Genomic DNA, 24,676 nt, shown 5'->3' with positions numbered 1-24,676 from the left:
AGGCTTTTATGTTGAATCGCGAACTACTAGGGCCAAGTTTATTCTTGGCGCTATTTACCCTCTACGCCATTGTTGCATGGCAAATTCCGTTACTCCCATTTGAAGAGTACGAAACGGTTACTTCTGCCACCTTACCTAAAGTATATGCGGCATTTGGTATTATCGTTTGTCTGCTTTCTATCGGGGCTACTTTACTTAAACCAACTGCAGCCGTTGATGAAGATAATGCGCTCGAAAAGTCACATGTATTGCGAACAATCGGGTTGCTTATATTGATGGTGATATATAGCGCAGCGCTTGAGCCTATTGGCTTTTTAATCTCAACCAGTGCGTTTTTATTAGTTGGCTTTTTTGTTATGGGTGAGCGCCGCAAGGCTATTCTCTTATTGGCCTCTATCCCTGTTGCTGTAGTGTTTTGGTTTTTAATGACCCAAGTGCTCGGTATTTATTTGGTTCCTGGCAACCTGTGGAGTTAAATTATGTTTGATGGAATTATGCTGGGCTTGTCGACCGTACTCGACTGGAACAATTTATTGTATGTCATAGTGGGTTGTTTTGTTGGTACCTTTATCGGCATGCTTCCGGGGCTTGGGCCAATTACTGCTATTGCGTTAATGATCCCAATTACTTATAGCATAGGTGCCGATTCAGGGATGATTCTGATGGCGGGGGTGTATTACGGTGCAATTTTTGGCGGTTCAACATCATCTATTTTAATTAATGCCCCAGGGGTGGCGGGTACAGTTGCGTCCTCCTTTGATGGCTATCCGCTGGCTAAACAAGGTCATGCTGGCAAAGCATTGGCGATAGCCGCTTACTCCTCCTTTATCGGCGGAACCATAGGCGCAATTTTATTGATGGTTGCAGCCCCCTTGTTGGCAAAAGTATCGCTGAGTTTTCAATCTCCAGATTACGTTGTACTGATGTTTTTAGGTTTAACAGCGATCGCGGCGTTTTCTAATAAAGGGCAATTTTTAAAAGCCATGATGATGACAGTATTTGGCTTAATGCTCGCGACTGTGGGGATTGATCCATCATCTGGTACTGAGCGTTTTACGTTAGGCCAAGCTGACTTACTTGATGGCATTAGCTTTTTATTAGTGGCAATGGCTACTTTTGCACTGGCTGAGGCGCTTATTAATGTAGTGCGTCCAGAGAAAAAAGAAACTAAAAGTATTAATGATTCAGACACACCGCAAATCGGTTCAACTAAATTGACCAAAGAAGAGATCAAAGACATTGCGCCAGTTATTGGCCGCTCGTCTATACTTGGTTTTATTGTTGGCGTATTGCCGGGTGCAGGTGCCACTATCGCTAGCTTTATGGCGTATGCGACGGAACGTAACTTAGCGCCTAAAGGCTTAAAAGAAAAGTTTGGTAAAGGTTCATTACGAGGCTTGGCAGCACCGGAGTCAGCGAACAATGCTGCGTGTACCGGTTCATTTGTACCATTACTTACATTAGGTATTCCAGGCTCGGGTACGACTGCCATTATGTTAGGTGCCTTAATTGCTTACGGTATTCAGCCAGGTCCAATGCTGATGCAAGAAAACCCAAGTGTATTTTGGGCGGTTATCGTTAGCATGTACTTTGGTAACATCGTATTGCTGATTTTAAATCTTCCTTTGATACCATATTTTGCAAAAGTATTAGCGATGCCAAAATCAGTATTAACGATAATGATTTTGTTCTTCAGCTTAATTGGCGTGTATTTAGTTTCCTTTAATACCTTTGATTTATTTATGATGGTTGGCTTTGCTGTGGTGGCGTTGGTATTACGATTACTGGCTTTCCCAATGGCACCATTACTATTAGGCTTTATTTTAGGCGACATGATTGAGCGTAACTTCCGTCGTTCAATGATGATCTCGGATGGTTCATTAAGCTTCTTATGGGAACGCCCACTAACATTGAGCATTTTTATTATCTCAATATTAGTGTTGTTATTTCCATTAAAAGACTTTATAACCCAACGCCGGGCAGATAAAGCGGCGCTTAAAGTGAAGCAAGAGCATGCATAATTGAGGTAAAAAATGAGCTACACCAAGACGCAAAATCCGCTGCAAAACATAGTTAAAAAGCCTAAGCGTTTAGAAACGCGGTTAATAATTTGGGTTACAGGGCTGTGTGTATTACAAGCGGTGTTATTTGGCGGTTTGGTGTATCGAATTACCGCACAAAGTTTGCATGATCACATTGGTGATAAAGCACTCGCTGTGGCGACGAGTATTGCATCAAGCGATGATGTCGTTAAAGCTTTAAAGAACCCTAGTAACTTGGTGGCAATCAACCAAGAAATAGAAAATCTGCGCCAGCTAACTGGCGCAGATTTTATTGTTATTGGTGATAAAAATGCGCATCGAATCGTCCATCCAGATAGCAATAAACTCGGTAAAAAAATGGTTGGCGGTGATAGCCAAGACGCGTTACACGGCGAGCGTTATATTTCAGTGGCGCAGGGCAGCTTAGGTGAATCTATTCGCGGTAAAGTGCCGGTATACGATGAGCAACAAAATATTATTGGTTTGGTCTCGGTCGGTTTTTTAGTGCAATCGGTTGAGCCGTTGATCCGTGAGCGGATTGTTGAAATTATGATTTGGGGTTTGTTGTTAGTTGCTTTGAGTATTATTGCCGCTATCTTTATTGGTCAGCGAGTAAGAAATGCCATCTTTGGTTTGCAACCAGATGAAATAGCGAGGTTGTTTTCAGAGCAGGACGCTATTTTAAATACCATGCGTAGCGGTGTTGTTGCACTTGATCCCGACGGACGAGTACGCAAACTGACTCAGCGTGCTTGCGAAATTTTAGATAAACCAGTCGCCTGTATTAATCAGTCATTAACTCTGAAAGATTTACTGCCAGAGCATGCTGAGTTTTTATTACGAAATCAGCGTCGTAAAATGGTTGGCTTTGAGTTGTTTGCTGCGGATAAACGTTTGGTGTTGTCGCGTTTTTCATTGCAAGTGCAAGGGCAGGCGGATGGTATTTTACTCACTCTGCGCCCAGCTGATGAGCTTGAATACTTGAGCCAGCAACTTACTAAAGTACAAGCATTTGCCGAGTTGTTAAGGGTGCAAACCCATGATTATTCGAATAAGCTAAATCTAATTGGGGCGCTTATTCAAATGGGTAAAAATGAGCAAGCAATCGAATTGATCGGCCAAGAAAGCCAAGGTTCACAAGCACAGATCCACCATTTATTAGAACGTATTCAAGATCCTGTGTTAGCCGGTTTGCTGGTGGGTAAATACCATAAAGCCCGCGAGTTAAACGTAGTATTGGAATTAAACCCAGAAAGTTTACTTGGTGCCATCGCACGTACTGAAATGTTAGAGCGAGTAGTATCAATCTTGGGCAACTTAATTGATAACGCCATTGATGCGGCGATCAGAGCCAGTAAAGATCGAGAACCTCATGTACGAGTCACGGTTGATGAAACGAGTAAGACATTATTGTTTGATGTCGAAGACAGTGGTTTTGGCTTGGGTAACGACCATGAAGTGATATTTACCCCACAATACAGTTCAAAAGCAGGGGCAGAGCATGGCATTGGTTTATATTTAGTGAAAACTAATTTAGATTCGTGTGGTGGTAGTTTAGAAATTGGTGAGTCAGATTTAAAAGGCGCGCGATTAAGCGTCTATATTCCTAAATAACCCTAAGGTAATTTAGGCTAATAAGCAGTGGCCAAGCAAACAATAATAAAAGTAAATGGGCTAACATTGCAACGCTAAAATGAGTAATAAAAAATGACATATTCAGTAGTTATCATCGAAGATGAGCTCGAAGTTGCACAACTTCTTGCTCAATACCTGCTTTTACCGAATGGGGTTGCGGGGAACCAAACTGCGCGACAAAGCTTGCGTCAAGGTCAGTATCAGGTAGTTGGTATTGCAGCAAACTTAAGTACTGCTACCGCGCTATTACAGGCGATAGAGCCCGATTTGATCTTACTTGATATCCATCTACCAGATGGCAATGGCCTTGAGTTATTAACAGACTTGCGTCGGCGCTCAATTAAAAGCGAAGTGATGCTACTGACTGCCGCCAAAGAAGTCGAAACTCTTGAAAAGGCAATGCAGTTAGGGGCCTGTGATTTTTTGGTTAAACCTTTGATGCTTAATCGACTTGATCAGGCGTTAGCGCGATTTGAGTCACGCCAGCAGTGTTTGTCTGATGCTAACGAGGTGACCCAATCTATGGTCGACACTTTATTTGGCTCAAGCGAACAAAGTAAAGCACCGGTTAGACTGCCGAAAGGGGTTGATCAGCTTACTTTAAAAAAGATTATTGATGCATTTAAAGAGCACAAAAAAACGCCTTTTACAGCACAGCAAATGGGCGATCTTGTAGGAGTAAGTCGCTCAACTGCACGCCGTTACTTAGAATATTTACTAGAGGCAGAGCAAGTCAGTGCCGACCAAAGCTATGGCAGCATAGGTCGGCCAGAGCGCTGTTATAAAATGGCTTAGTTATCTGGCAAAGCGCTTAAGTCTACCTCAGGCGCTTGACCAACTGGGCGTTCAAATTCACTGTGTAATTTAGTAGGGCCTGTAAAAAAGCCAGTATTGCGTAAGTAAAAACCTGCGTTTTCAGTGCCTCCTTGATAATCCATTCTCGATTGCTTGGCAGCCGTTGCATCATAAGTAAATTGTGCTTTATCAAGAGAGTGCCATTGGCCTTGAGTATCTCTGAGCCACTGATTACTGTATAACGCTTTGCGCTCGAATTGCCCTGCATCAGGGATGAAGTTTTCTAAGAAGCTGTGTGGCCTTGCCACATATGTATCTGTACTAGGGCGTCTAAATGAAGCAATGAACAGCCACTTTGCGGCGATAGGGTCATAAAAATATGCGCTGTAGTCGGTATGATTAGCAAGGTTTTCAGTCGGATTTACTTTCAATAAAAAGCGGTAGGTTTGTTCTGCTTGCCAAGGGAATACTAAATAGCTTTGCCCGCCAGAACCTTCATTACCAAACTTACCGGTATACACATCATGCCCTTTAGCTAATTGCTGAATGCGCATTTCCACAGGAATAGCAGCTGGATCATCGGTCTGAAAAGGACTCCATACTGAAAATAATACACGGCGTTCAGTGTCAGAGTTTACTTGCATACCAAAGTAACCCTCAGCAAAACCATTGGCCATAAAATACGAGCCTTGATGATCATACCCTTTTGGTACGCTCAGCTCTGAATAGAACCATTGATAGTTTTTAGTCTTGTCAGGTATGGGATAGTTTAAATGCACGGAAGGCCCGCGACGACCCCAATAAATATCATCTTTTACATATAAAGGCGCCGCCGACTCTTTATCTAGCGTGACAATAAGACCTTGAATATCAGCAAAGGTGTCAGCTGTTTTAGCGATACCGGTAAGTTGCAATTGTTGGTATCCGATTTGATCTGGCAGAAACTCGCCAAGATCGATATCTTGAAATTGCTGATTAGTGAGCGTAATTAACTGACTCTGTTGATTAAAGTCGACTTTAAGCTGGCTGCGATCGCCTGCAACTTTTACGCGCAACTTTAAATTAAAAGCCGCTTTTGTTGGCAGGTAAAAGTAGTGATTAACTGGTATTGTAGAGTCTTGCCAGTGCGTGATCCCCACATCACTAATCAGTTTTTTATTTGCTGCGATACTATGGCTAGTAGCACTATTGCCATAACTGGGAATAAAGTAATCCGTGGTTTGGTTTGCCACTGCAAATGGCGAAAATGAAGTCCATAATAATGAACCAATAAATAGTAAAACTCTCATAGTGAGCTCCATAAAAAGCGCCGACAAACGGCGCTAATATAAGAGGGTATACCCAAGCCTCCTTAAGATGTGAATTCTGCATCTTGAGGTGGTGTGGGTATAAGCTTAAAATGATGCTGAAAAGCCAAGGCTAATCGAGCGACCATAGCGCGCTAAGCGACGAATTTGTTCTTCTGTTTTTACGTATGACCACTGTCTTTCATTGGTTAAGTTGGTTACGCTTAAATCAACTCGCACTTTCTCAGTGATATTGTAACTGGCACTGAAATCGTATTGGCCGTAGTCTGCCGCCCATTCTGGTCCGCCCCATGCATCAGGATAGACTAAGTAGTCGTCGCGCCAGTTATAAGCAATACGGGTTTGATAATCACCTTTTTCATAATAAATAACCGCGTTATACGAGTGCTCAGACATCCCCACAAATGGCAGATCATTTAGCTCTTCGTCGTCATAGCTGCTGTCTGTGAAAGTATAGTTTATTTGTACACCCAGGCCATCGAATGGTGCTGGAAGTATTTCGTCAAAAGACTGCTGATAAGCTGTTTCAAAGCCTAAAATTGTTGCGCCTTTTTCCGATGTAGGTGAGATTTTTGTAAAAATTGGGCCTTCTACAGCCACTCCATCTTTAAAATAATTACCCACTTGCGCAGTGCCTACTCGGCCGCGGGCAATCACTGATTCGATGTCTTTATAGTAGGCTGCAAAGGTTAGTGCACCATAGTCAGAGAAATACCATTCAATCGTCGTATCTATTTGATTGGCTCTTAGTGGCTTAATACCCGGGTTTGAGGCATGGTATTCGGCATTATTAAAATCTAAGTAGCTATAAGGCGATAGATAATCTAAGTTTGGGCGTGTGATTACTTTAGCCGCACTAAAACGATAGAGTAAGTCATCACGTAGATGCAATTTAAAGTTTAAGCTCGGTAGTACGTCTGTGTAGCTTTCTTCAGTGGTAGAGCGGGTGTAATAATCTTCAATTTCACCCTCAACGCGATAGCTTAATGCGCCATCTTTTTCGGTTATATTGTAACGAACATTATCAACATCAAAGATGTAACCATCTGATGTGACATCGGTTTGTATTACACGGACGCCCATGTTTAGTGCAAAAGGCAGTTTAGCAATATCGCCTTGTAGATTTGCTTCAACAAAAGCCGCTAAGGTTTGCTCAGTAAGGGCGAATGAATCCTTTGGGCTGTTCTTTGCGACAATTTTATCTTGCGCCGCTTGTGGATTAATTGATTCATAAAAAGCATACAGTTTGTCGTAATTAAAGCTTGCCCATGGATCCGGATGTTTACCAGGCTCACCATCTAAGAAGTTATCAAAGTTAGCTGGCACGAGTACATCTGCTGGTAAACGAAATAGGTTTAAGCCGCCTAGCTCTTCAACACTTGAGTCGTCAAAACTGTCGTATTCTGAGTTTTTAAAATAAGCGCCACCATTACTGAACATTGATGCATTTTTTGATTTATAAACACTGCGTTCTTTGGTTTGTTTGCCGTAATGAACGCCAAATTGAATATCTTTCACTAGTTCAAAAGAGGGAATATAGGTTGCTGCTAAGCGCACCTCTTCTATTTGGTCTTTCACATCGGTGCCTGAATTGTAGCTGTAATGCGCACCAAAAGGTTGTTCTGCACTCAGTGCTGGGGTCATGGTCACATCTGGCAGCATATTACTACCGGTTTGGTCGATAGTGATACCATCAACAAAACCACGTGCAACAATAAAACGATTGTTACCATTGCTGACATTTTTAGCTTGTGACTGTGAAATATCTAAATCAACCGTTAAGCTCTCTGTGGCATACCAAACCGTATTAAAACCCCATTGCCAAGTATCTGTATTACGTGGCACAGACACATTTAACAGCTCAGCCATTGCGCCATCAACTAGTTCTACATAATTAGCGTTACCATCTTCATTGAACTTTACTTCACCGATAGCGGGGATCCCCGGTGTCCAAGATTCATCATAGGTTACAAATGAAATTTGATATTGCTCACCATTGGTTTCGTATTGTGAGTACATGCTGTCAAAGTTAACATCTATACTATCTGACGGGCGCCATTGCAGCGCTAAGCTTGCACCCAGTCGCTCACGCGTATCCTGCCAATTTGAATAACGTACGTAGCCTGGAATAATCGATGGGTATGATTGCTCATTATCTTCAAGCTTGCCGTTACCGTTACTATCGATTGGGATACGTACATCAACATTCTCGTCTGGATCATAAAAACCTTCACCTTCATAAGAGTCTTCACGCTGTGTACGTTCAGAATATACCGCTGTAAACAGCGCTCCAAAGGTATTATCAAAAAAGGTATCACTAATTAAAAACGAAGCTTGTGGATTGGTGTCGCCAGTACGTTCTTCATAAATGCCTTTGGCACTGCCTGATAAAGTGAAACCATCTAAATCCAAAGGTTTGCGGGTTTTGATATTGATAACTGAGCCAATGCCGCCTTCTTGTGTTTTACTTTGTGGGGATTTGTATACTTCGAGGGATTGGACTATTTCGGGGGCGATTAAATCAAAATTAAAGTTACGGCTAGAATGCTCTGATGCCATACGTCGGCCATTAACGGTGGTAACGTTGTAGTCACCACCTAAACCTCGCACGGTAACATTTTGGCCCTCGCCGCCGTTACGGGTAATTGCAATCCCCGTCATCCGTTGCAATGCCTCGGCAATGTTTTGGTCGGGAAACTTACCGATATCTTCTGCAACGATAGCATCCATAACCCCCACAGCTTGTTGTTTTAAATACAGGGATTCTTTAATACTCGAGCGAACACCTCTAACTTCAATTACTTCGACTTGCTCTGCTTCGGCTTCTTTTTCTTTTTTTTTGTCTTCATCAGCTGCCAGCGAGGTGCCACTGAAGATGGCGCTCATAGACAAAAACAGTGTGGACAGTTTTAGTTGTGCTTTCATAATAGTTACCTGTATTTTACTTGTTGATGGTTGTTTTTTTATTGAGTTATTGCCACGCGTGTTGAGTGTATTTTTCTCCAACACGCGAGAGGTTAATTACGAAATAATGCCAAGTGGTTTTGCTTGCTGCCAAAGACCACGGGTGAAATCTGGGAAGTCTTTGCTGTTACTTCTATCGGCTACAGAATCAACAGATAGCGGGAAAACAGCTGACCATGCGGCTGCGTCATACACATCTTGATCAAGTGGTTCGCCATTGCGTAGGCAAAAAATAATCCGCCAAAACATCAAGAAGTCCATGCCACCATGGCCGCCGTTGCGTTCAGCCTCAGCGCCCATTTTTTGCCAGAGCGGATGATCGTATTTGTTATACCAATCAGCCATGTCGTAATCCCACTCGTGATAGCTTTTACTGCCACCTTGCTCAAGTGCGATCCTATTTGGAAAGCCAGCAAACACACCGTTAGTGCCTTGAATTAAGTTATGACGAGAATAAGGACGTGGGGTGGTGGTATCGTGTTGCACCATAATGCTGCGACCTTTAACCGTTTTAATAATGCTGGTATTCATATCACCCGCAATATAGTTAAGTTTGTTGCGGCTATGATCTGCGGGGAATTCTTTTTTAGCGTAGGCTGCACGGCCTAATGATGGCGAGCTCATCGAGCTTATATAGTCAAAACGATCGCCACGATTGATATTCATGTATTGTGAAACAGGGCCTAAGCCATGAGTTGGGTATAAATTACCATTAACTGCTGCATGCCATGGTGTACGCCAAGAACCTGTTTTATGGTCAATTTCTTTCATTTGCCAGCGTAGCTCATGGATATATGCTGCTTCACCATGCAACAATTCACCAAAAACGCCTTGGCGAACCATATTAAGAACCATTAATTCGTCGCGTCCGTAGCAAACATTTTCCAACATCATGCAGTTTTTCTGAGTTCGCTCAGAGGTGTTTACTAGTTGCCATGCCTCTTCTACAGTCACTGCTGCTGGTACTTCAACAAAAGCATGCTTGCCGCTTTCCATGGTATCGACAGCCATCGGCGTATGCCACTGCCATGGTGTTGAAATAATAACAATATCAATATCTTGTCTCTCTAGCATACGGCGGTAATCGTGATCGTTTTTGCCATAGGTGTCTGGTTTTTTAAAACCTTTATCAACAACAATCTTCACGGCCCTGTCTACAACGGCCTGATGGGTATCACAAATTGCTTTAATTTCAACGCCATCGAGATGACAAAAATGCTTAACAGCACCAACACCACGTTCACCCACGCCAATAAAACCAACCCTTACTACGTCCATTTTTGGCACAGTTAAGCCAAGGGTTGAACGTCCTTGTTGTGCAGTTCTTAATATCGATTTGGAATTGGTGGTAGAAGCACAACCCAAAGCCGCGCTGGTTGCTGCAATTGCGGCCATTGATTGTAAAAATCGTCTACGGTTGAGATCGCCCATAACATTGCCCTTATTGTTTATTATTTGTAAATTTGTTTTCGCAGGCTTTTATTTGTACACACAACAAAATGTCAATGCAAGATAAAAATCTTTCGTTTGCTTTCATTTTAAAGGGTGTTGTTTTTATTTTTTATTTTAAAGTCTTTATTTACAGTGGCTTAATTGCGTTTTTTAATGTTTAAAGATAAATGTAAAAAATTGAATTGAAAGTAAACGAAAGCTGCGTACAATGAATGAAAGTTAACAATGAAAGAGAGCGGACATGCTTAACACTATCGAAAGGCGTCATGAGATTGTGCAATTGGTCTACAAACAAGAGCGGGTGCAGGTTCCTGAGTTGGCTCAGTTGTTTGGTGTTTCAACGGTAACTATCCGTAACGACTTAAATGAGTTGGATGAAAAAGGATTGTTGGTACGGTCCCGTGGTGGTGCAGTTGCCAGTAATCGCTTAACTCAAGAATTATCATTAAAAGAAAAACACGATGCAAATCGCGGTATTAAAGAGCGCTTAGGTAAATTTGCAGCGAGTCTAATTAAGGATGGTGAATCGATTATTTTAGACTCAGGGACAACAACTGAAGAAGTCGCTAAAAATCTAACCAGCCACCACGGCGTAGTTGTCATGACCAATGGCTTAAATGTGGCGCACTCACTACTTAATGCGCCATCGGTTGAAGTGTTAATGACTGGTGGCACGCTACGTAAAAAATCACTGTCATTTTATGGCCGCCAAGCTGAACAGCACTTACAACAATATCACTTTGATAAGTTAATTTTGGGTGTTGATGGCTTTGAAAAAGATATTGGTATTACAACGCACTTTGAGCTTGAAGCTCTGCTAAATCGGGTGATGTGTGAAGTATCGCGAGAGATCATAGTAGTAACAGATTCTAGTAAATTTAATCGTAAAGGCGTGCATAAAATTATTGCCGCCAGTGAAATAAACGTACTGGTTACAGACAGTGGAATTCCAGCAGAGATAAAAACCGCGCTCGAAGATGCAGGTGTGCGGTTACATATTCTCGATCTTTAACTTTTATAACTAAACAAAGATTATCTAACGAAGAGGCTTGCAATGACGATATTACAGCAATTAATCGCAGCGAATAAACGCGGCGAAAAACAGGGTATTTATGCCGTTTGTTCCGCTCATCCATTGGTGCTAGAAGCTGCCATATTGCAAGCCAAACAAGACAATAGTTATTTATTAATCGAAGCAACCGCTAATCAGGTCAATCAGTTTGGTGGTTATACGGGTATGTTACCTACTGATTTTATGGCATTTATTGAACAGCTTGCGACAAAGCAAGAGTTTGCAATTGATAAGCTGATCCTTGGCGGTGACCATTTAGGCCCTGTGTGTTGGTGTGATGAAAGCGCTGAATCGGCGATGCAAAAAGCTCAGCAGTTGATCGCCAGTTATGTTGGTGCAGGATTCAAAAAAATTCACTTAGACACCAGTATGCGCTGCGCCGATGATGAATTAATTTTAGCAGATGAAACAGTTGCAACACGTGCGGCGCAGTTGTGTGCAGTGGCTGAACAAACAGCATTAGATACCTTTGGCCGCAGTGACTTAGTCTATGTTATTGGTACTGAGGTGCCGCCGCCCGGTGGTGCCGATGAGCAAATAGATACGCTTGCAGTCACAGAAACTGACCATGTTGCTAGTACATTGGCATTGCATCACGATGCATTTTTACAGCAGGGGTTATCATCGGCATGGCAGCGAGTAGTTGGCTTAGTTGTACAGCCAGGTGTGGAATTCGATAACACGCAAGTATTTGATTATGATAGCGCTAAAGCGCAACGGCTAAAGCAATATATAAAGGCCGTTGATGGCATTGCCTTTGAAGCACATTCAACTGATTATCAAACGCCCATCGCGTATCAACAATTAGTAAATGATCATTTTGCGATTTTAAAAGTGGGCCCAGAGCTTACCTTTGCTTTGCGTGAGGCATTATTTGCATTAAGCCATATTGAAGATGCGCTAATAGACACCGAGCAATGTTCACATATACGCACTGTTATTGATGCCGATATGCAGCAGTTTCCGAAAAATTGGCAGCGTTTTTATCAAGTTGATAAATCAGTGCAGCAGCTTTATCGTCGCTTTAGTTTTAGTGATCGAATCCGTTATTACTGGGGACAACAAGGCAATCAAGCTGCCGTTGATAAGCTATTTAGTAATTTACAAAAACAACCGATACCACTGCCGTTACTAAGCCAATATATGCCATTGCAGTATCTTGCAGTGCGAAATAACACCCTGCAAAACAGCCCTAAATCTTTGGTACTTCATCACATAATGCAAGTAACCAGTCGCTACGCAGATGCGTGTTTTAAACAACAATAGACGTAAGTGAGGTAGTAATGTCTAGTTATTTAGCAATTGATGAAACCCTTTTAGAAGCTAAAAATAGTTTATGGACTGCAAAAGAAATTATGCAGCAGCCCGATTGTTGGCGAGCAACGCTCAGTATTGTAAAAGCTGCACGAGCGCAGCTAGATAGTTGGCTTGCGGGCGTATTAGATAAGCCAAATGCGCAAATAATTTTTACCGGTGCCGGTACCTCAGCTTATGTTGGTGAGGCGGTTGTTGGTTACTTGAATCAACAATTGGATATTGCTTGTCGAAGTGTTAGTAGCACAGAGCTTGTTGCCTGCCCAGAGCAGTATTTACAGCCAAATAAGTCAACTTTATTAGTGTCATTTGCACGCTCTGGCAATAGTCCTGAAAGTGTTGCCGCTGTTGATGTAGTGAATAACTATGTAAAACACTGCGCGCATCTATTTATTACTTGTAACCCCGATGGAGCACTGCATAAACAAGTAGCGCAAGATGAAAACTATTTCTCGTTATTGATGCCTACGCAAACACTTGATCACAGCTTCGCTATGACCAGTAGTTTTACCTCAATGTTGGTGGCAAGTGTGGCAATATTTAGTGATGCAGATAACGCTGTTTTAACTATTGCAGAAGCGGTTGAAAAAAATATTGCTGGTAAATTAGCTGAACTAAAAACATTGGCTGAACTGCCTATGCATCGCTTAGTGTATTTAGGCGCAGGATCCTTAAAAGGCTATGCGCAAGAATCAGCATTAAAATTATTAGAATTAAGTGCGGGTCAAGTTATGGGGTATTTTGAATCCCCGCTTGGTTTTCGTCACGGCCCAAAATCATTGGTTGATGATAAAACTTTAATTGTTTTATTTGGCTCAACTAATACCTATACCAAGCAGTACGATATTGATTTGTTGAATGAGTTACGTCGCGATAATAAAGCTATTGATGTTCACGCCTTGACGCTGCCAGATGACGCGGTGATGCAGCAATTAGACGATGTATTTAATGGCTTATATTATATGGTCTGCGCGCAAATAATGTCGTTCTATAAAGCGTGGCAATTAGGCATTACAGTAGATAACCCATGCCCAACTGGTGAAGTAAACAGAGTGGTGCAAGGGGTGACGATTTACCCGCTAAAACAAGGTGATATTAATGACTAAGCAGTATATTTATGGCATTGATATTGGCGGTAGTAAAATTGAACTTGCTGTATTTGACGCTTCATTAAAGCAACTTGAATCATGGCGCATTGCGACTCCGCAAAATAGTTATCAAGACTTTCTAAATGCGTTAGTTGGTATGATTTTAAGTGCTGATCATAAATATCAATGTCACGGTGCGGTCGGTATTGGTATGCCTGGCATTGTTAATGCAAACCAACAAGTACTGTCGGCTAACGTGCCTCATGCGACCGGTAAAAATGCCGCGCAAGATTTAGCTCAGTTAATAAATCGCCCGGTTGCGATCGAAAACGATTGCCGCTGTTTTGCACTCTCAGAAGCGCGCAGCAGCGTTGGTTTGCAACATACCCGAGTGTTCGGTGCAATTCTTGGTACTGGTGCGGGTGGTGGGCTGTGTATTGATGGTCAATTGTATAAAAGCGCCCAGGGAATTGCAGGTGAATACGGTCATTACGCACTTTCTGCAGTGTTACAGCAGAAGTACCAGTTACCTATTTTAAAATGTGGCTGTGGTTTAACAGGGTGCATTGAAAGTTATATTGCAGGCCCTGGCTTGGCGAGAATTTACCAGCACTTTTCTGGCGAAGTATTAACTACTTTTGAAATTGTTGAAGGGTTGAGAAAAGGCGACGTATTTTGCCAACAAAGCTTTGCCTGTTATTTGGATTTAATTGGCAGTACTTTTGCGGCAATTATTATGGCCTATGACCCTGAGGTGATTGTAGTTGGTGGCGGTATGTCTTTAGTTGATGAACTAATGAGCAAGCTTGAAGAGGCAATCGTACCGTATGTATTTGCTGATATTCGGGTGCCAAAAATAGTGCTTGCTGAATTTGGCGATGCCAGTGGCGCTCGCGGTGCCGCTATTTTGGCCAAAGAACAAGTGGGAGCGCTGGCATGATTGGATCCGTGTTTTACGTCAAAGCTGATGTAATTTATTGTCAAGAACGAGTACTTAAAAATCACTTCATGTTAGTTGAAAATGGCATTATTAGTCATTTTACGCAAAACCCTACAGCCGGTGTGCCTATTGATGATTATGGTAATGCTGCAATTATTCCAGGCTTAATTGATTTACACATTCATGGTCGCGAAGGTTGTGATGTGATTGATTGTAAAATGAGTAGTATTGAAACGATTTCATGCTCACTTGCAGAGCATGGAGTAACAGGCTTTTTAGCAACGACAGTGACCACCGATTGGCAACAAACACTTAATGCTATGAGTGTAATTGGTCAGGCATACACGCAGCAACCTAGCGGGGCACAGGTGCTAGGTGGCTATAGTGAGGGCCTGTTTTTCAGTGAAGTTCATAAAGGCGCGCACAATCAAGATTACTTTTTAGAGCTATCGCAGTCGCATCTAGAAGCGATGATTAATGCAGCCATGGGTAGCTTAAAAGTGGTTGCGTTGGCGCCAGAAAAGCCAGGCGCAAATGCATTAATTGAATACCTGACAGCGCAAGGAATTAGGGTAATGCTTGGTCACTGTGATGCCAATTATGAACAAACTCAAAGCGCACTTGAGCATGGCGCATGCGGTGGGGTGCATGTTTTTAATGGGATGCGTGGCATTCATCATCGTGATCCAGGTTGTGCCGGCGCGGTATTGATGAATGATGACGCATTTGTTGAAGTGATTGCAGATGGTGTACATCTTCATCCTACAATTTTAAAGCTGATCTATAAGCTAAAAGGTCCACAAAAAATCGCTTTGATCAGTGATTGTATCAATGCCGGTGGACTAAATGATGGTGAGTATAAATTGGGTAAAATGGATGTTGTTGTGCAACAAGGTGTGGCGAGAACTGCCTCCGGCTCGTTAGCTGGCAGCACTTTAACGCTTGAGCAAGCAGTTAAAAATATGCATCAATTAGGCAGTGTAGAGCTACGTGAGGCGATAAATATGGCCAGCATTGTGCCCGCGCAATTTCTTAATATTGCCAGCCAAGTTGGTTCTTTAGCGGAAGGTAAGCATGCGAATTTTGCTATTTTAAACAGCGATTTTAGTATTCAGGCGACTTATGTGAAGGGTCAGCGGTGCTTTTTTAAAAGTGCATAAAATGGCTAAAGCGCTCGGCTTTAGTGTGGCTATGCGCTTCAAAACCCATAGAAAGTAAAATATTATAAAATTGATTGCATTTTAAGCGACATGTATGGTGATGTTCGCTATAAGTAATGCTATACTCCCGCCGAATAATTTTTCGACTTTATTAAGAGTAAAATAATGGCAGATTTATCGAAGTACAGAAACATTGGTATTTTCGCGCACGTTGATGCGGGTAAAACCACGACTACTGAGCGTATCCTAAAGCTTACTGGTCAAATCCATAAAACTGGTGAGGTTCATGATGGTGAATCAACAACTGACTTCATGGAACAAGAAGCTGAGCGCGGTATTACTATCCAGTCTGCGGCTGTAAGCTGTTTCTGGAAAGATCACCGTTTTAACGTTATCGATACTCCTGGACACGTTGACTTCACAGTTGAAGTATACCGTTCATTAAAAGTACTTGATGGCGGCATCGGTGTATTCTGTGGTTCTGGTGGTGTTGAGCCACAATCAGAAACTAACTGGCGTTATGCTAACGAATCAGAAGTTGCACGTGTTATTTTCGTAAATAAATTAGACCGTATGGGTGCTGATTTTTACCGTGTAACAGAGCAAGTACGTAAAGTACTTGGCGCAAACCCACTAATCATGACGTTACCAATCGGTATCGAAGATGAGTTCTGTGGTGTTGTTGATGTTTTAACTAAAAAAGCATACATCTGGGACGAAACTGGTCTTCCAGAGAACTACACGATCGAAGACGTTCCAGCAGACATGGTAGACAAAGTTGATGAATACCATGAAATGCTAATCGAAACTGCTGTAGAGCAAGACGATGACCTAATGGAAGCATACATGGAAGGTGAAGTACCTTCTTTAGAAGATATCAAGCGTTGTATCCGTAAAGGTACTCGTGACCTTGCTTTCTTCCCTACATACTGTGGTTCTGCTTTCAAGAACAAAGGTATGCAATTAGTACTTGACGCTGTTGTTGACTACTTACCATCTCCTACAGAAGTTGATCCTCAACCGCTTATGGATGAAGAAGGTAACGAAAACGGCGAGTTTGCAGTTGTATCTGTAGATGAACCATTCAAAGCGTTAGCGTTTAAGATCATGGATGACCGTTTTGGTGCATTAACTTTCGTACGTATTTACTCAGGTAAACTTAATAAGGGTGACACTATCCTTAACGCGTTTACTGGTAAAACTGAGCGTGTTGGCCGTATGGTTGAGATGCAAGCAGACGACCGTAACGAATTAACTAGCGCACAAGCTGGTGACATCATTGCAATCGTAGGTATGAAAAACGTGCAAACTGGTCACACTCTTTGTGATCCTAAGCACCCAGTAACACTTGAGCCAATGGTATTCCCAACTCCAGTAATCTCGATTGCTGTACAGCCTAAAGATAAAGGCGGTAATGAGAAAATGGGTGTTGCTATCGGTAAAATGGTTGCAGAAGATCCATCTTTCCAAGTTGAGACTGATGAAGATTCAGGCGAAACTATCCTTAAAGGTATGGGTGAGCTTCACTTAGATATCAAAGTTGATATCCTTAAGCGTACTTACGGCGTAGACCTTATCGTTGGTCAACCACAGGTTGCTTACCGTGAAACTATCACTCGTGAAATCGAAGATAGCTACACGCATAAGAAACAATCTGGTGGTTCTGGTCAGTTCGGTAAAATCGACTACCGTATCAAGCCAGGCGAAGTTGCTTCAGGCTTCACGTTTAAATCATCAGTTGTTGGTGGTAACGTACCTAAAGAATTCTGGCCTGCAGTTGAGAAAGGCTTCAAGTCAATGATGAGCGAAGGTGTGCTAGCTGGCTTCCCAGTGCTTGACGTTGAAGTTGAACTTTTCGACGGTGGCTTCCATGCCGTGGATTCATCTGCAATCGCATTCGAAATCGCTGCTAAAGGCGCTTTCCGTCAATCGATCCCTAAAGCGGGCGCACAACTTCTTGAGCCAATCATGAAAGTTGACGTGTTCACTCCAGAAGATCACGTTGGTGATGTAATCGGTGACCTTAACCGTCGTCGTGGTATGATGAAAGACCAAGAAGCTGGTTTAACAGGCGTTCGTATTAAAGCTGACGTTCCGTTATCAGAAATGTTCGGTTACATCGGTTCATTACGTACAATGACATCAGGTCGTGGTCAGTTCTCTATGGAGTTCTCACACTATGCACCATGTCCACAAAACGTAGCTGAAACTGTAATCGCTGCAGAAAAAGAGAAAAAAGCTGCTAAGTAATTAGCCTTTAAACTCTTAAAAAAACCCGCACCTGTTGCGGGTTTTTTATTGCCAGAAATATTATCCCTCCAACAATCGAATACTTTTTTGTTGTCATGCTAGTAATGAGTAGTTAGCACTCTTTAGTAGTTATTTAAGCAAACAGTTAAATAATAGAAAAAGAATCAACTATTTATTACTGCAGTTTAAACGTCATTCCACTCATAAGTTGTAGTTTAAAAGCTGGCTGTTTTACTAATTAAACTAGTTATTTATAACTAGGTAAAAAGTAGTGCAATTACTTGAATCTTAGTTACTAATACAGGTAGAATACCCGCTTATGCCACCCATATACGCATATTAGAGAAATGGAAGTCTCTCGAATAAAGAGACATATATGTGTACTTTTTTAGGACGTTTATATGAATGCAATTAAATTGAGCCCAAACTGGCTGTTGCAGTTAGTTATGATACTAACCCTTTGTGCAGTTGCTTTTTTGCTAACAATCATCTTTGCTGTTAATCAGACTTTTTTAGCCCTAATTATTGTTCCTGTTATTTTTATTATCTCAATTTTAAGTATCGCCAACTTGCGTTTTATGCATTGCTATAAAGCGGGTATTTACTACTCTCAAGGGTTAAGTAAAAAATATATTAATGCAGATGAAATTGTTGATATTCAATTTAACTCATTAAAATTACTGACTGTATTATCGGTTTCTTTAGAAAATAACAAAGTAATCCACTTTTATAACTGGCAGTTTGACGAGCAAGCCCAGCAGTCAATTAGGTGTTGGTATAGCAAAAAGAAGAATCGCTGTAATAATTCACAGCATACTGAATGTAATGCATAGAAAAGGCCGCAGTTTAGCGGCCTTTTTACTAATCTGAACTCTGCTGAATAAAGCTATTCAAGCAGAGTTTAGTTTATACTACGCTTTTTTACGGCGCAGGAGTGTTAGTGGTAACGCCAGTAACGTTAACCAAAATAATGAACCTGAGTCATCGTCTTCGTCATCAGTTTCATCATTAGCAATATTAATGTACACAAGCTGCGCATTTGATAAATTACCAGCACTGTCTTTTGCTTGTACCATTAATGTGATTTTTCTTTCAAACTCATAGTCTAAATCACCAGCAACGATTAGTTGTCCTTGCTCATTTATAGTTACTGCATCGTGGCCAGATACAATGAAGCCAATAACGGGTGTGTACTGTGCATCGGCATCACTAAAGCTCAATTGACCAATGACAGTGCCAATATGGCTATTTTCACTGATGTTAAAGCTCTGCTCAGGCTCTAGCACTGGAGCTTGTGGCTCAGGCGTTGGCTCTACAGCAGGGGTAGATTGAATATCAATAATTACAGGGTCATGATCAGAGGCACGATAAGCACTCTCTGAATACAAGCTAGCAACTTGAGAATCAGATTTGAACTCTACGTTATAATCCAGACTAATCGGCTCATCAGCATTGATATGCCAGTCTGTCGCTGCGACAACTTTAGCAAGTAAACTTGGACTAGCAACAGCATGATCTAAGCTACCCATGCGGCCAGAAAAGCTATACGAATAACCAAGAGTGTTACCATCTAATTCTGCGACGACATTTTTAAATCCTTTATCTGCAAATGCACGTATTGGATCTTCCATCGCATAGGCATTCATATCGCCGACTAAAATGATATCTTCATCGTCTACACCGGTTGGCTTGCTATCAAGCCAGTCAGCATAAGCATTGGCACCCGCTACACGGATCTCATTCCAACATGCTTGGCCATCACCTAAATCAGCATTGTTGCCATCAGCACTGCCACAGCTACCTTTGGATTTTAAATGCGCTACAGCAACAGTAAATACTTCTTCTGATTCAAGTGATTTGAAGCTTTGTGCAATAGGTGGGCGGTTACTGTAGTCAAATGGATATTGGGTTGTGATAGCTGCGGTGCCAACTTGTGCGACTTTATTTGCACGGTAGATCAGTGCGGTGGTAATTTCATCAGTACCAATTTTATCTACGTTAAAATTAACAAAGGCGTATTCATTATTGCTATCTTCATCGTTTAACGCATTAACTAGACTAGCAATAGCGCTATTTGCACTGAAACCATCGTTTTCGATTTCCATTAAGCCGATAACATCAGCTTCTATAGCAATAAGTGCACTGACAATTTTCGCTTGTTGGCGAATAAATTCAGCTTCACTATCGGCGCCACGACTGGTTGGGAAACCAGCACCTTGGCCATCACCATTGAAGTAGTTAAGCACATTAAAGCTTGCAATCCGAAGATCTGCATCAGCGTGCAGTTCTGGTGCATCTGTACGTGGATTAGTTGCAACAAAAGTTGGTTGTACTGTTGGGTGAATGCGATAGCGATCAAAGCTGTAACCCATTACACCAGTGATTGCGTTCACAGAATCACCTAAACGTAATGTGTTATAAGCGTCTAAGCCAGTACCTGGGTAAGAAACTGGGTCAAGATTTTGTTTCGTTGAACCATCATCAAGTAAGATTTGTTTCTTGATGTTTTCGGCTTCAACAGCGTTAGCAGCATCACCGGGAAGGGCTATTTGTGTACCTTGATATAAACGTTCTGTGGCAAGACCTACTTCACCATAACGGCCTAAACCATAGTTGTTGCTAACGACCAGCGGTTGTTCTAGTGAAACCAGCATGCCTTCATAAGCTTCTAAATCGGCTACATTATTAACAGGGAGAGTGATGCTTGTTGCTGTTGGCGTTAAGCCTTTAGCACATACTTCCACTTGACTAACATCACCAATTTGGGTGGCATTAAAGTATTCAGCAACACTGCCTTTGACGCGCACATGGTCACCAACATTGACATCGGTATCAGCAAAATAAACAAAGACACCTTCAGAAGTAAGTGGGTTTGTATCAATATCTGCATCAAGTGATGTAATAAAGAAGCCACTTAATTGCTCACTACCTTGAAAATCAGCAGTTACTACGCCTTCCAGCTCAATTTCTGTGTTTAATAGAGGGCTATCACCGCCTTCACCTTGTACAGCGCTGATCAAGGTTTTAGCTGCGCCGCATTCTAATGGTACTAACGGCTCCGGTTCTGGCTCGGGATCTGGTTGGTTGTTTTCACCGTGGAAGCCTAGGCCAGAAAAGTCATCTTTATCAAATTGTAGCCATTGTTCACTAGGATCAAACGCGCTAGTTGCATCAGTGCGACCAGAGGTGACATCTGCCTTACGACGTAGAGTCTTATCTTTAGTAGTTACCCCTCCCGCTGTCCAAACTTCTTGCACACCTACCTGTCCAAAACTATCAATAACAGTATCACCGAGCGTAAGTGTGAAAGCGTCATCACCATTAAAGTTAACAGCACCGCTACGTAAATCTGCTTTAGTTGTTAAGTCATCTAAAGCACGGGTGTCCGTTGTTACAATAACAAAAGTACTATCAGCAGCAAGAGAGCCTGACAATTCTTCACTTGTTGAAACTGTATCACTGCCATTTGAATATAAATTAAGGGTATAGCCGTCGAGAGATATAGCTGTTGATGAGGTGTTGTAGATTTCAATTGCTTTATTGTAACCGCCACCTTCAACATATTCTGAAATAATTAGATTAGCTGAGGCTGGTGCACTGAGGCTTGCAATAACAAGCGCCAATGGCGTTATTTTTGTTTTGAACATTATTATTTTTTCCCGTGTATTGTGTCCCGAATGGGACAAACAGTTTAAGGAAAATTTATGACAAAGAAAATACAAAATGTTAATAATATGAAAATAAAAAGGGCGGTGAATCGCCCTTTTCTAAATTAAATATCTATGAGGCTTATCTTTTAAGCAGTTGTGCAGCTTGTTTTGCAAAATAGGTAAGAATACCGTCAGCGCCAGCACGCTTGAAAGCAAGCAATGACTCCATAATCGTGGCTTCTTCAGCAAGCCAGCCATTATCTATCGCCGCTTTATGCATAGCGTATTCGCCACTCACTTGGTAAGCAAACGTCGGCACACCAAACTCATCTTTAACCCGGCGTACAATATCTAAATAAGGCATACCAGGTTTGACCATCACCATGTCAGCACCTTCTTGTAAATCCAGCGCTACTTCACGAATGGCTTCATCAGAATTAGCAGGGTCCATTTGGTAGGTTTTTTTGTCCGCACCTTTTAAGTTACCAGCAGAGCCGACGGCATCACGAAATGGTCCATAGTAACTTGAGGCATATTTAGCTGAATAAGCCATAATGCGTGTATGAATGTGACCTTCGGCCTCGAGCGCTTCGCGGATCGCGCCAATGCGGCCATCCATCATATCTGAAGGGGCAACAATATCTGCACCCGCTTGTGCATGAGATATCGCTTGTTTAACTAATATTTCAGTCGTGATGTCGTTAATTACATAGCCATTATCGTCGATAATGCCGTCTTGTCCATGCACAGTAAATGGATCAAGCGCCACATCGGTGATTACCCCTAATTCTGGATAGGCTTCTTTGAGTGCGCGTACAGTGCGTTGTGCCAGTGCATCATCATTGTAAGCTTCTTCAGCAAGCAATGATTTTTTGTCCGCAGGGGTGACCGGAAAAATAGCGATTGCAGGAATACCTAATTCAACCAACTCTTTTGCTTCAATCAGCAGTAAGTCAATCGATAAGCGATCTATGCCTGGCATCGATGCAATGGCTTCACGGCGATTGTTACCTTCAAGTACAAATACTGGATAAATTAAGTCATTTACACTGAGTTGATTTTCGGCCATCAAGCGGCGCGAAAAATCATTGCGGCGCATTCTGCGCATGCGAGTATAAGGGAAAAGGTCGAGACCTGATTGGGCCATTATTTGCTCCTAGTCTAAAATTGGAAAACTAACTACACGATTACGCCCACTTTGCTTGGCATGATAAAGTGCTTTGTCGGCGCAGTCGGTGAATAATCCCGGATTATGAATGTCTTCTGCAATGGCGCTATATACACCAGCACTAATGGTAAACTTTATCTGGGTGTTTGCCACTGTAATTGTGGCATCCATGATTGCTTGGCGGATTTGCTCTGCTATTTCTACTGCACCGCCGAGGATGGTGTTAGGTAGTAAGATCACAAACTCTTCGCCACCATAACGGGCTACTTCGTCAAGTGGGCGTTTTAAATGGCTTTTTATAATGTCAGCCACAGCACGGATAGTTTGGTCGCCAATTAAGTGCCCGTAGGTGTCGTTAATGCTCTTAAAGTGATCAATATCGAGCATGACCACACTTAAAGGCGTTTGCTCTCGACGAGAGCGACGCAAGTCCATTACTAGCTTTTTATCGAAATAGCGGCGATTTTTTATTTGTGTTAATGGATCTTCCATATTGATTTGTTCAAGTGCGCGATTCTTTTCTTCAAGCTCTCGCAGGGTGACCTGAAGTTCAAACGTTCGCTCTTCTATATTTGCTTCTAAATCTAACCTAGCTTGTTCTTGTAGTGCTAAACGCTCTTGCAATAAAGCATCTTGTGCTTCACTTTGGGCTATTTTACTCTGCTGTGCAGTAACTTGAGCATCGCGTTCGATTAAAAAGTGTTTGATGGTAGCAAAGCTTAAACTGAGTGAGCAGATTAAAAAGCTAAAAAATACAAACGGTAAACCACGGGTATTAAAATCATAGATGTCAAATACGACAATTATTAGATAGATCTGCGCAGTTAAGAACATTAACATACTACATAAAAGCGCACTCAGAGGCTGCGTTCGCTGTTGCTTAATATCGATCCCTAACGCAGTTATGTGTAACAACATAATCAACACCGGTGCAATTAGGCTGTAATAAAGCATGATATTTGTAGGGAGCAACCAGATAAAAAATAAGCTGATAAAAAGTAACCAGTTACTCCATTTGTGTAAGGGTTGCAGCGCTGTTTTTGTGGGCAGGCGCAATTGTTCAAATAATAGCTTGAATAAGCAAGTGGTTAAGATCAGCATGCTAGGCACGGCTAGCTGCTGCAAACTAGGCAAAGACGGGTGGAAATAGCGATAACCAAAGCCATATAAGTAAATCAGTAATAACCATAACGTGATTAAAATACTGCCACTGAGTGCAAAGTAACGTTTTCGTGAAAAGCCAAACATGACCAAGCAAGTGACTGCCAACGATAAAATAAATCCGACGAGCAGGCCGTACATTAAATTAAACTTACTTTTATCTTTTAAATATTCGTCATGCTGCCAAAGACTTAACGGCACTCTAACACCATCTAGACTTTCAACTCGAAGCAGTAATGTTGACTGACTTGCCGGTGGCAGTGTTAGCTTTACTAATAATGATTCTGTATTAATTTGTCGGTTATTGAGTGGTAATACATCACCAATTTCTTTAAACAATAATCTGTTTTGCTTAAAGTAATGGTATACAGCAACTTTATCTAATAACGGATTATCAATGGACAATAAAATTGGTAGCTCTGAATTCTCAGCGTTAACCAGTTGCAGGCGTAGCCATACGGCTTGATTAGTGAGTCCTAAATTGAGCGATTGCTCTGAAAGCTGTTGCCATTGCTGATTTGAAGTGAGCTTGGCTTGCTCTGCTGTGAAAGGCTGCAGGGAATATTCGAAAGGTATATTCACAAGGTGTTTGAAGTGCTTATCTAAGGTGATCTGCGTTGCGTTGGCCGTAAATGAAATAAATACAAAGCTATAAAGCAGCAACCAAACACGCTTCAT

At 41.9% G+C, this 24,676-nt stretch carries 17 protein-coding genes; 11 read left to right on the top strand and 6 right to left on the bottom strand.

Translation table 11 applies throughout. The features are described from left to right. Positions 1-8 precede the first annotated feature (8 nt). The 4 genes from H5154_RS04470 (at position 9) to H5154_RS04455 (ending at position 4,472) form a co-directional block, all read left to right on the top strand. Positions 9-476 (top strand): tripartite tricarboxylate transporter TctB family protein, encoded by a 468-nt coding sequence (locus H5154_RS04470; protein ID WP_145240097.1) that lies wholly within the window; start codon positions 9-11, stop codon positions 474-476. A gap of 3 nt (positions 477-479) precedes the next feature. Continuing rightward, entirely contained in the window at positions 480-2,021 is a 1,542-nt protein-coding gene (locus tag H5154_RS04465) for a tripartite tricarboxylate transporter permease (protein ID WP_145240095.1), read from the top strand. A gap of 12 nt (positions 2,022-2,033) precedes the next feature. Then, positions 2,034-3,656: a sensor histidine kinase gene (locus tag H5154_RS04460; RefSeq protein WP_182717509.1), complete on the top strand. Its 1,623-nt coding sequence runs from the start codon at positions 2,034-2,036 to the stop codon at positions 3,654-3,656. 93 nt (positions 3,657-3,749) lie between these two features. Next, the gene (locus H5154_RS04455; protein ID WP_149982231.1) at positions 3,750-4,472 is read left to right on the top strand and encodes a response regulator; all 723 of its coding nucleotides are present in this window, start codon (positions 3,750-3,752) and stop codon (positions 4,470-4,472) included. Here H5154_RS04455 and H5154_RS04450 read toward each other — a convergent pair. The 3 genes from H5154_RS04450 to H5154_RS04440 form a co-directional block, all read right to left on the bottom strand. Next, positions 4,469-5,761 carry a DUF3472 domain-containing protein gene (locus tag H5154_RS04450; RefSeq protein ID WP_182717508.1) on the bottom strand — a complete coding sequence of 431 codons (1,293 nt, stop codon included), beginning with the start codon at positions 5,759-5,761 and terminating at the stop codon, positions 4,469-4,471. The two genes, H5154_RS04455 and H5154_RS04450, sit on opposite strands and share 4 nt — an antisense overlap. 105 nt (positions 5,762-5,866) lie before the next feature. Next, positions 5,867-8,704 (bottom strand): TonB-dependent receptor, encoded by a 2,838-nt coding sequence (locus H5154_RS04445; protein ID WP_182717507.1) that lies wholly within the window; start codon positions 8,702-8,704, stop codon positions 5,867-5,869. Between the two features lie 96 nt (positions 8,705-8,800). Further along, positions 8,801-10,174, bottom strand: coding sequence for a Gfo/Idh/MocA family protein (locus tag H5154_RS04440; protein WP_149982229.1), 1,374 nt, complete (start codon positions 10,172-10,174; stop codon positions 8,801-8,803). Between the two features lie 262 nt (positions 10,175-10,436). Between H5154_RS04440 and agaR the strand changes: the two genes are divergently transcribed. The 7 genes from agaR to H5154_RS04405 all read left to right on the top strand — a co-directional run bounded on the left by agaR (position 10,437) and on the right by H5154_RS04405 (position 18,852). Next, positions 10,437-11,207 (top strand): transcriptional repressor AgaR, encoded by a 771-nt coding sequence (gene agaR / locus H5154_RS04435; protein WP_145240083.1) that lies wholly within the window; start codon positions 10,437-10,439, stop codon positions 11,205-11,207. A gap of 42 nt (positions 11,208-11,249) precedes the next feature. Continuing rightward, the gene (locus H5154_RS04430) at positions 11,250-12,533 is read left to right on the top strand and encodes a D-tagatose-bisphosphate aldolase, class II, non-catalytic subunit (protein ID WP_182717506.1); all 1,284 of its coding nucleotides are present in this window, start codon (positions 11,250-11,252) and stop codon (positions 12,531-12,533) included. A 17-nt stretch (positions 12,534-12,550) separates the two neighbouring features. Then, positions 12,551-13,687 carry an SIS domain-containing protein gene (locus H5154_RS04425; RefSeq protein WP_145240078.1) on the top strand — a complete coding sequence of 379 codons (1,137 nt, stop codon included), beginning with the start codon at positions 12,551-12,553 and terminating at the stop codon, positions 13,685-13,687. Continuing rightward, on the top strand, positions 13,680-14,609 hold the full coding sequence (locus H5154_RS04420) for an ROK family protein (RefSeq protein WP_145240076.1): 930 nt from the start codon (positions 13,680-13,682) through the stop codon (positions 14,607-14,609). The genes H5154_RS04425 and H5154_RS04420 overlap by 8 nt, the downstream gene beginning before the upstream one ends. After that, a complete protein-coding gene (gene nagA, locus H5154_RS04415) occupies positions 14,606-15,769 on the top strand; it encodes an N-acetylglucosamine-6-phosphate deacetylase (RefSeq protein WP_182717505.1) in 1,164 nt (387 codons plus the stop codon). Before H5154_RS04420 ends, nagA begins: the two co-directional genes overlap by 4 nt. 165 nt (positions 15,770-15,934) lie before the next feature. Further along, on the top strand, positions 15,935-18,019 hold the full coding sequence (gene fusA, locus H5154_RS04410; RefSeq protein WP_182717504.1) for an elongation factor G: 2,085 nt from the start codon (positions 15,935-15,937) through the stop codon (positions 18,017-18,019). 401 nt (positions 18,020-18,420) lie between these two features. After that, entirely contained in the window at positions 18,421-18,852 is a 432-nt protein-coding gene (locus H5154_RS04405) for a hypothetical protein (RefSeq protein WP_182717503.1), read from the top strand. A gap of 78 nt (positions 18,853-18,930) precedes the next feature. Here the strand turns inward: H5154_RS04405 and H5154_RS04400 are convergent, their stop codons facing one another. The 3 genes from H5154_RS04400 to H5154_RS04390 all read right to left on the bottom strand — a co-directional run bounded on the left by H5154_RS04400 (position 18,931) and on the right by H5154_RS04390 (position 24,676). Continuing rightward, positions 18,931-21,666, bottom strand: coding sequence for an ExeM/NucH family extracellular endonuclease (locus H5154_RS04400; protein ID WP_182717502.1), 2,736 nt, complete (start codon positions 21,664-21,666; stop codon positions 18,931-18,933). 142 nt (positions 21,667-21,808) lie between these two features. Next, on the bottom strand, positions 21,809-22,816 hold the full coding sequence (gene hemB, locus H5154_RS04395) for a porphobilinogen synthase (RefSeq protein WP_182717501.1): 1,008 nt from the start codon (positions 22,814-22,816) through the stop codon (positions 21,809-21,811). A gap of 9 nt (positions 22,817-22,825) precedes the next feature. Continuing rightward, positions 22,826-24,676 carry a diguanylate cyclase gene (locus tag H5154_RS04390; RefSeq protein ID WP_182717500.1) on the bottom strand — a complete coding sequence of 617 codons (1,851 nt, stop codon included), beginning with the start codon at positions 24,674-24,676 and terminating at the stop codon, positions 22,826-22,828.

Origin of the sequence: Pseudoalteromonas sp. SR44-5, from assembly GCF_014163675.1 — a bacterium.
Taxonomy (GTDB): Bacteria; Pseudomonadota; Gammaproteobacteria; order Enterobacterales; family Alteromonadaceae; genus Pseudoalteromonas; species Pseudoalteromonas rhizosphaerae.
The sequence above is the reverse complement of the archived record's forward strand: the minus strand, read 5'-3'. Positions and strand labels throughout refer to the sequence as shown.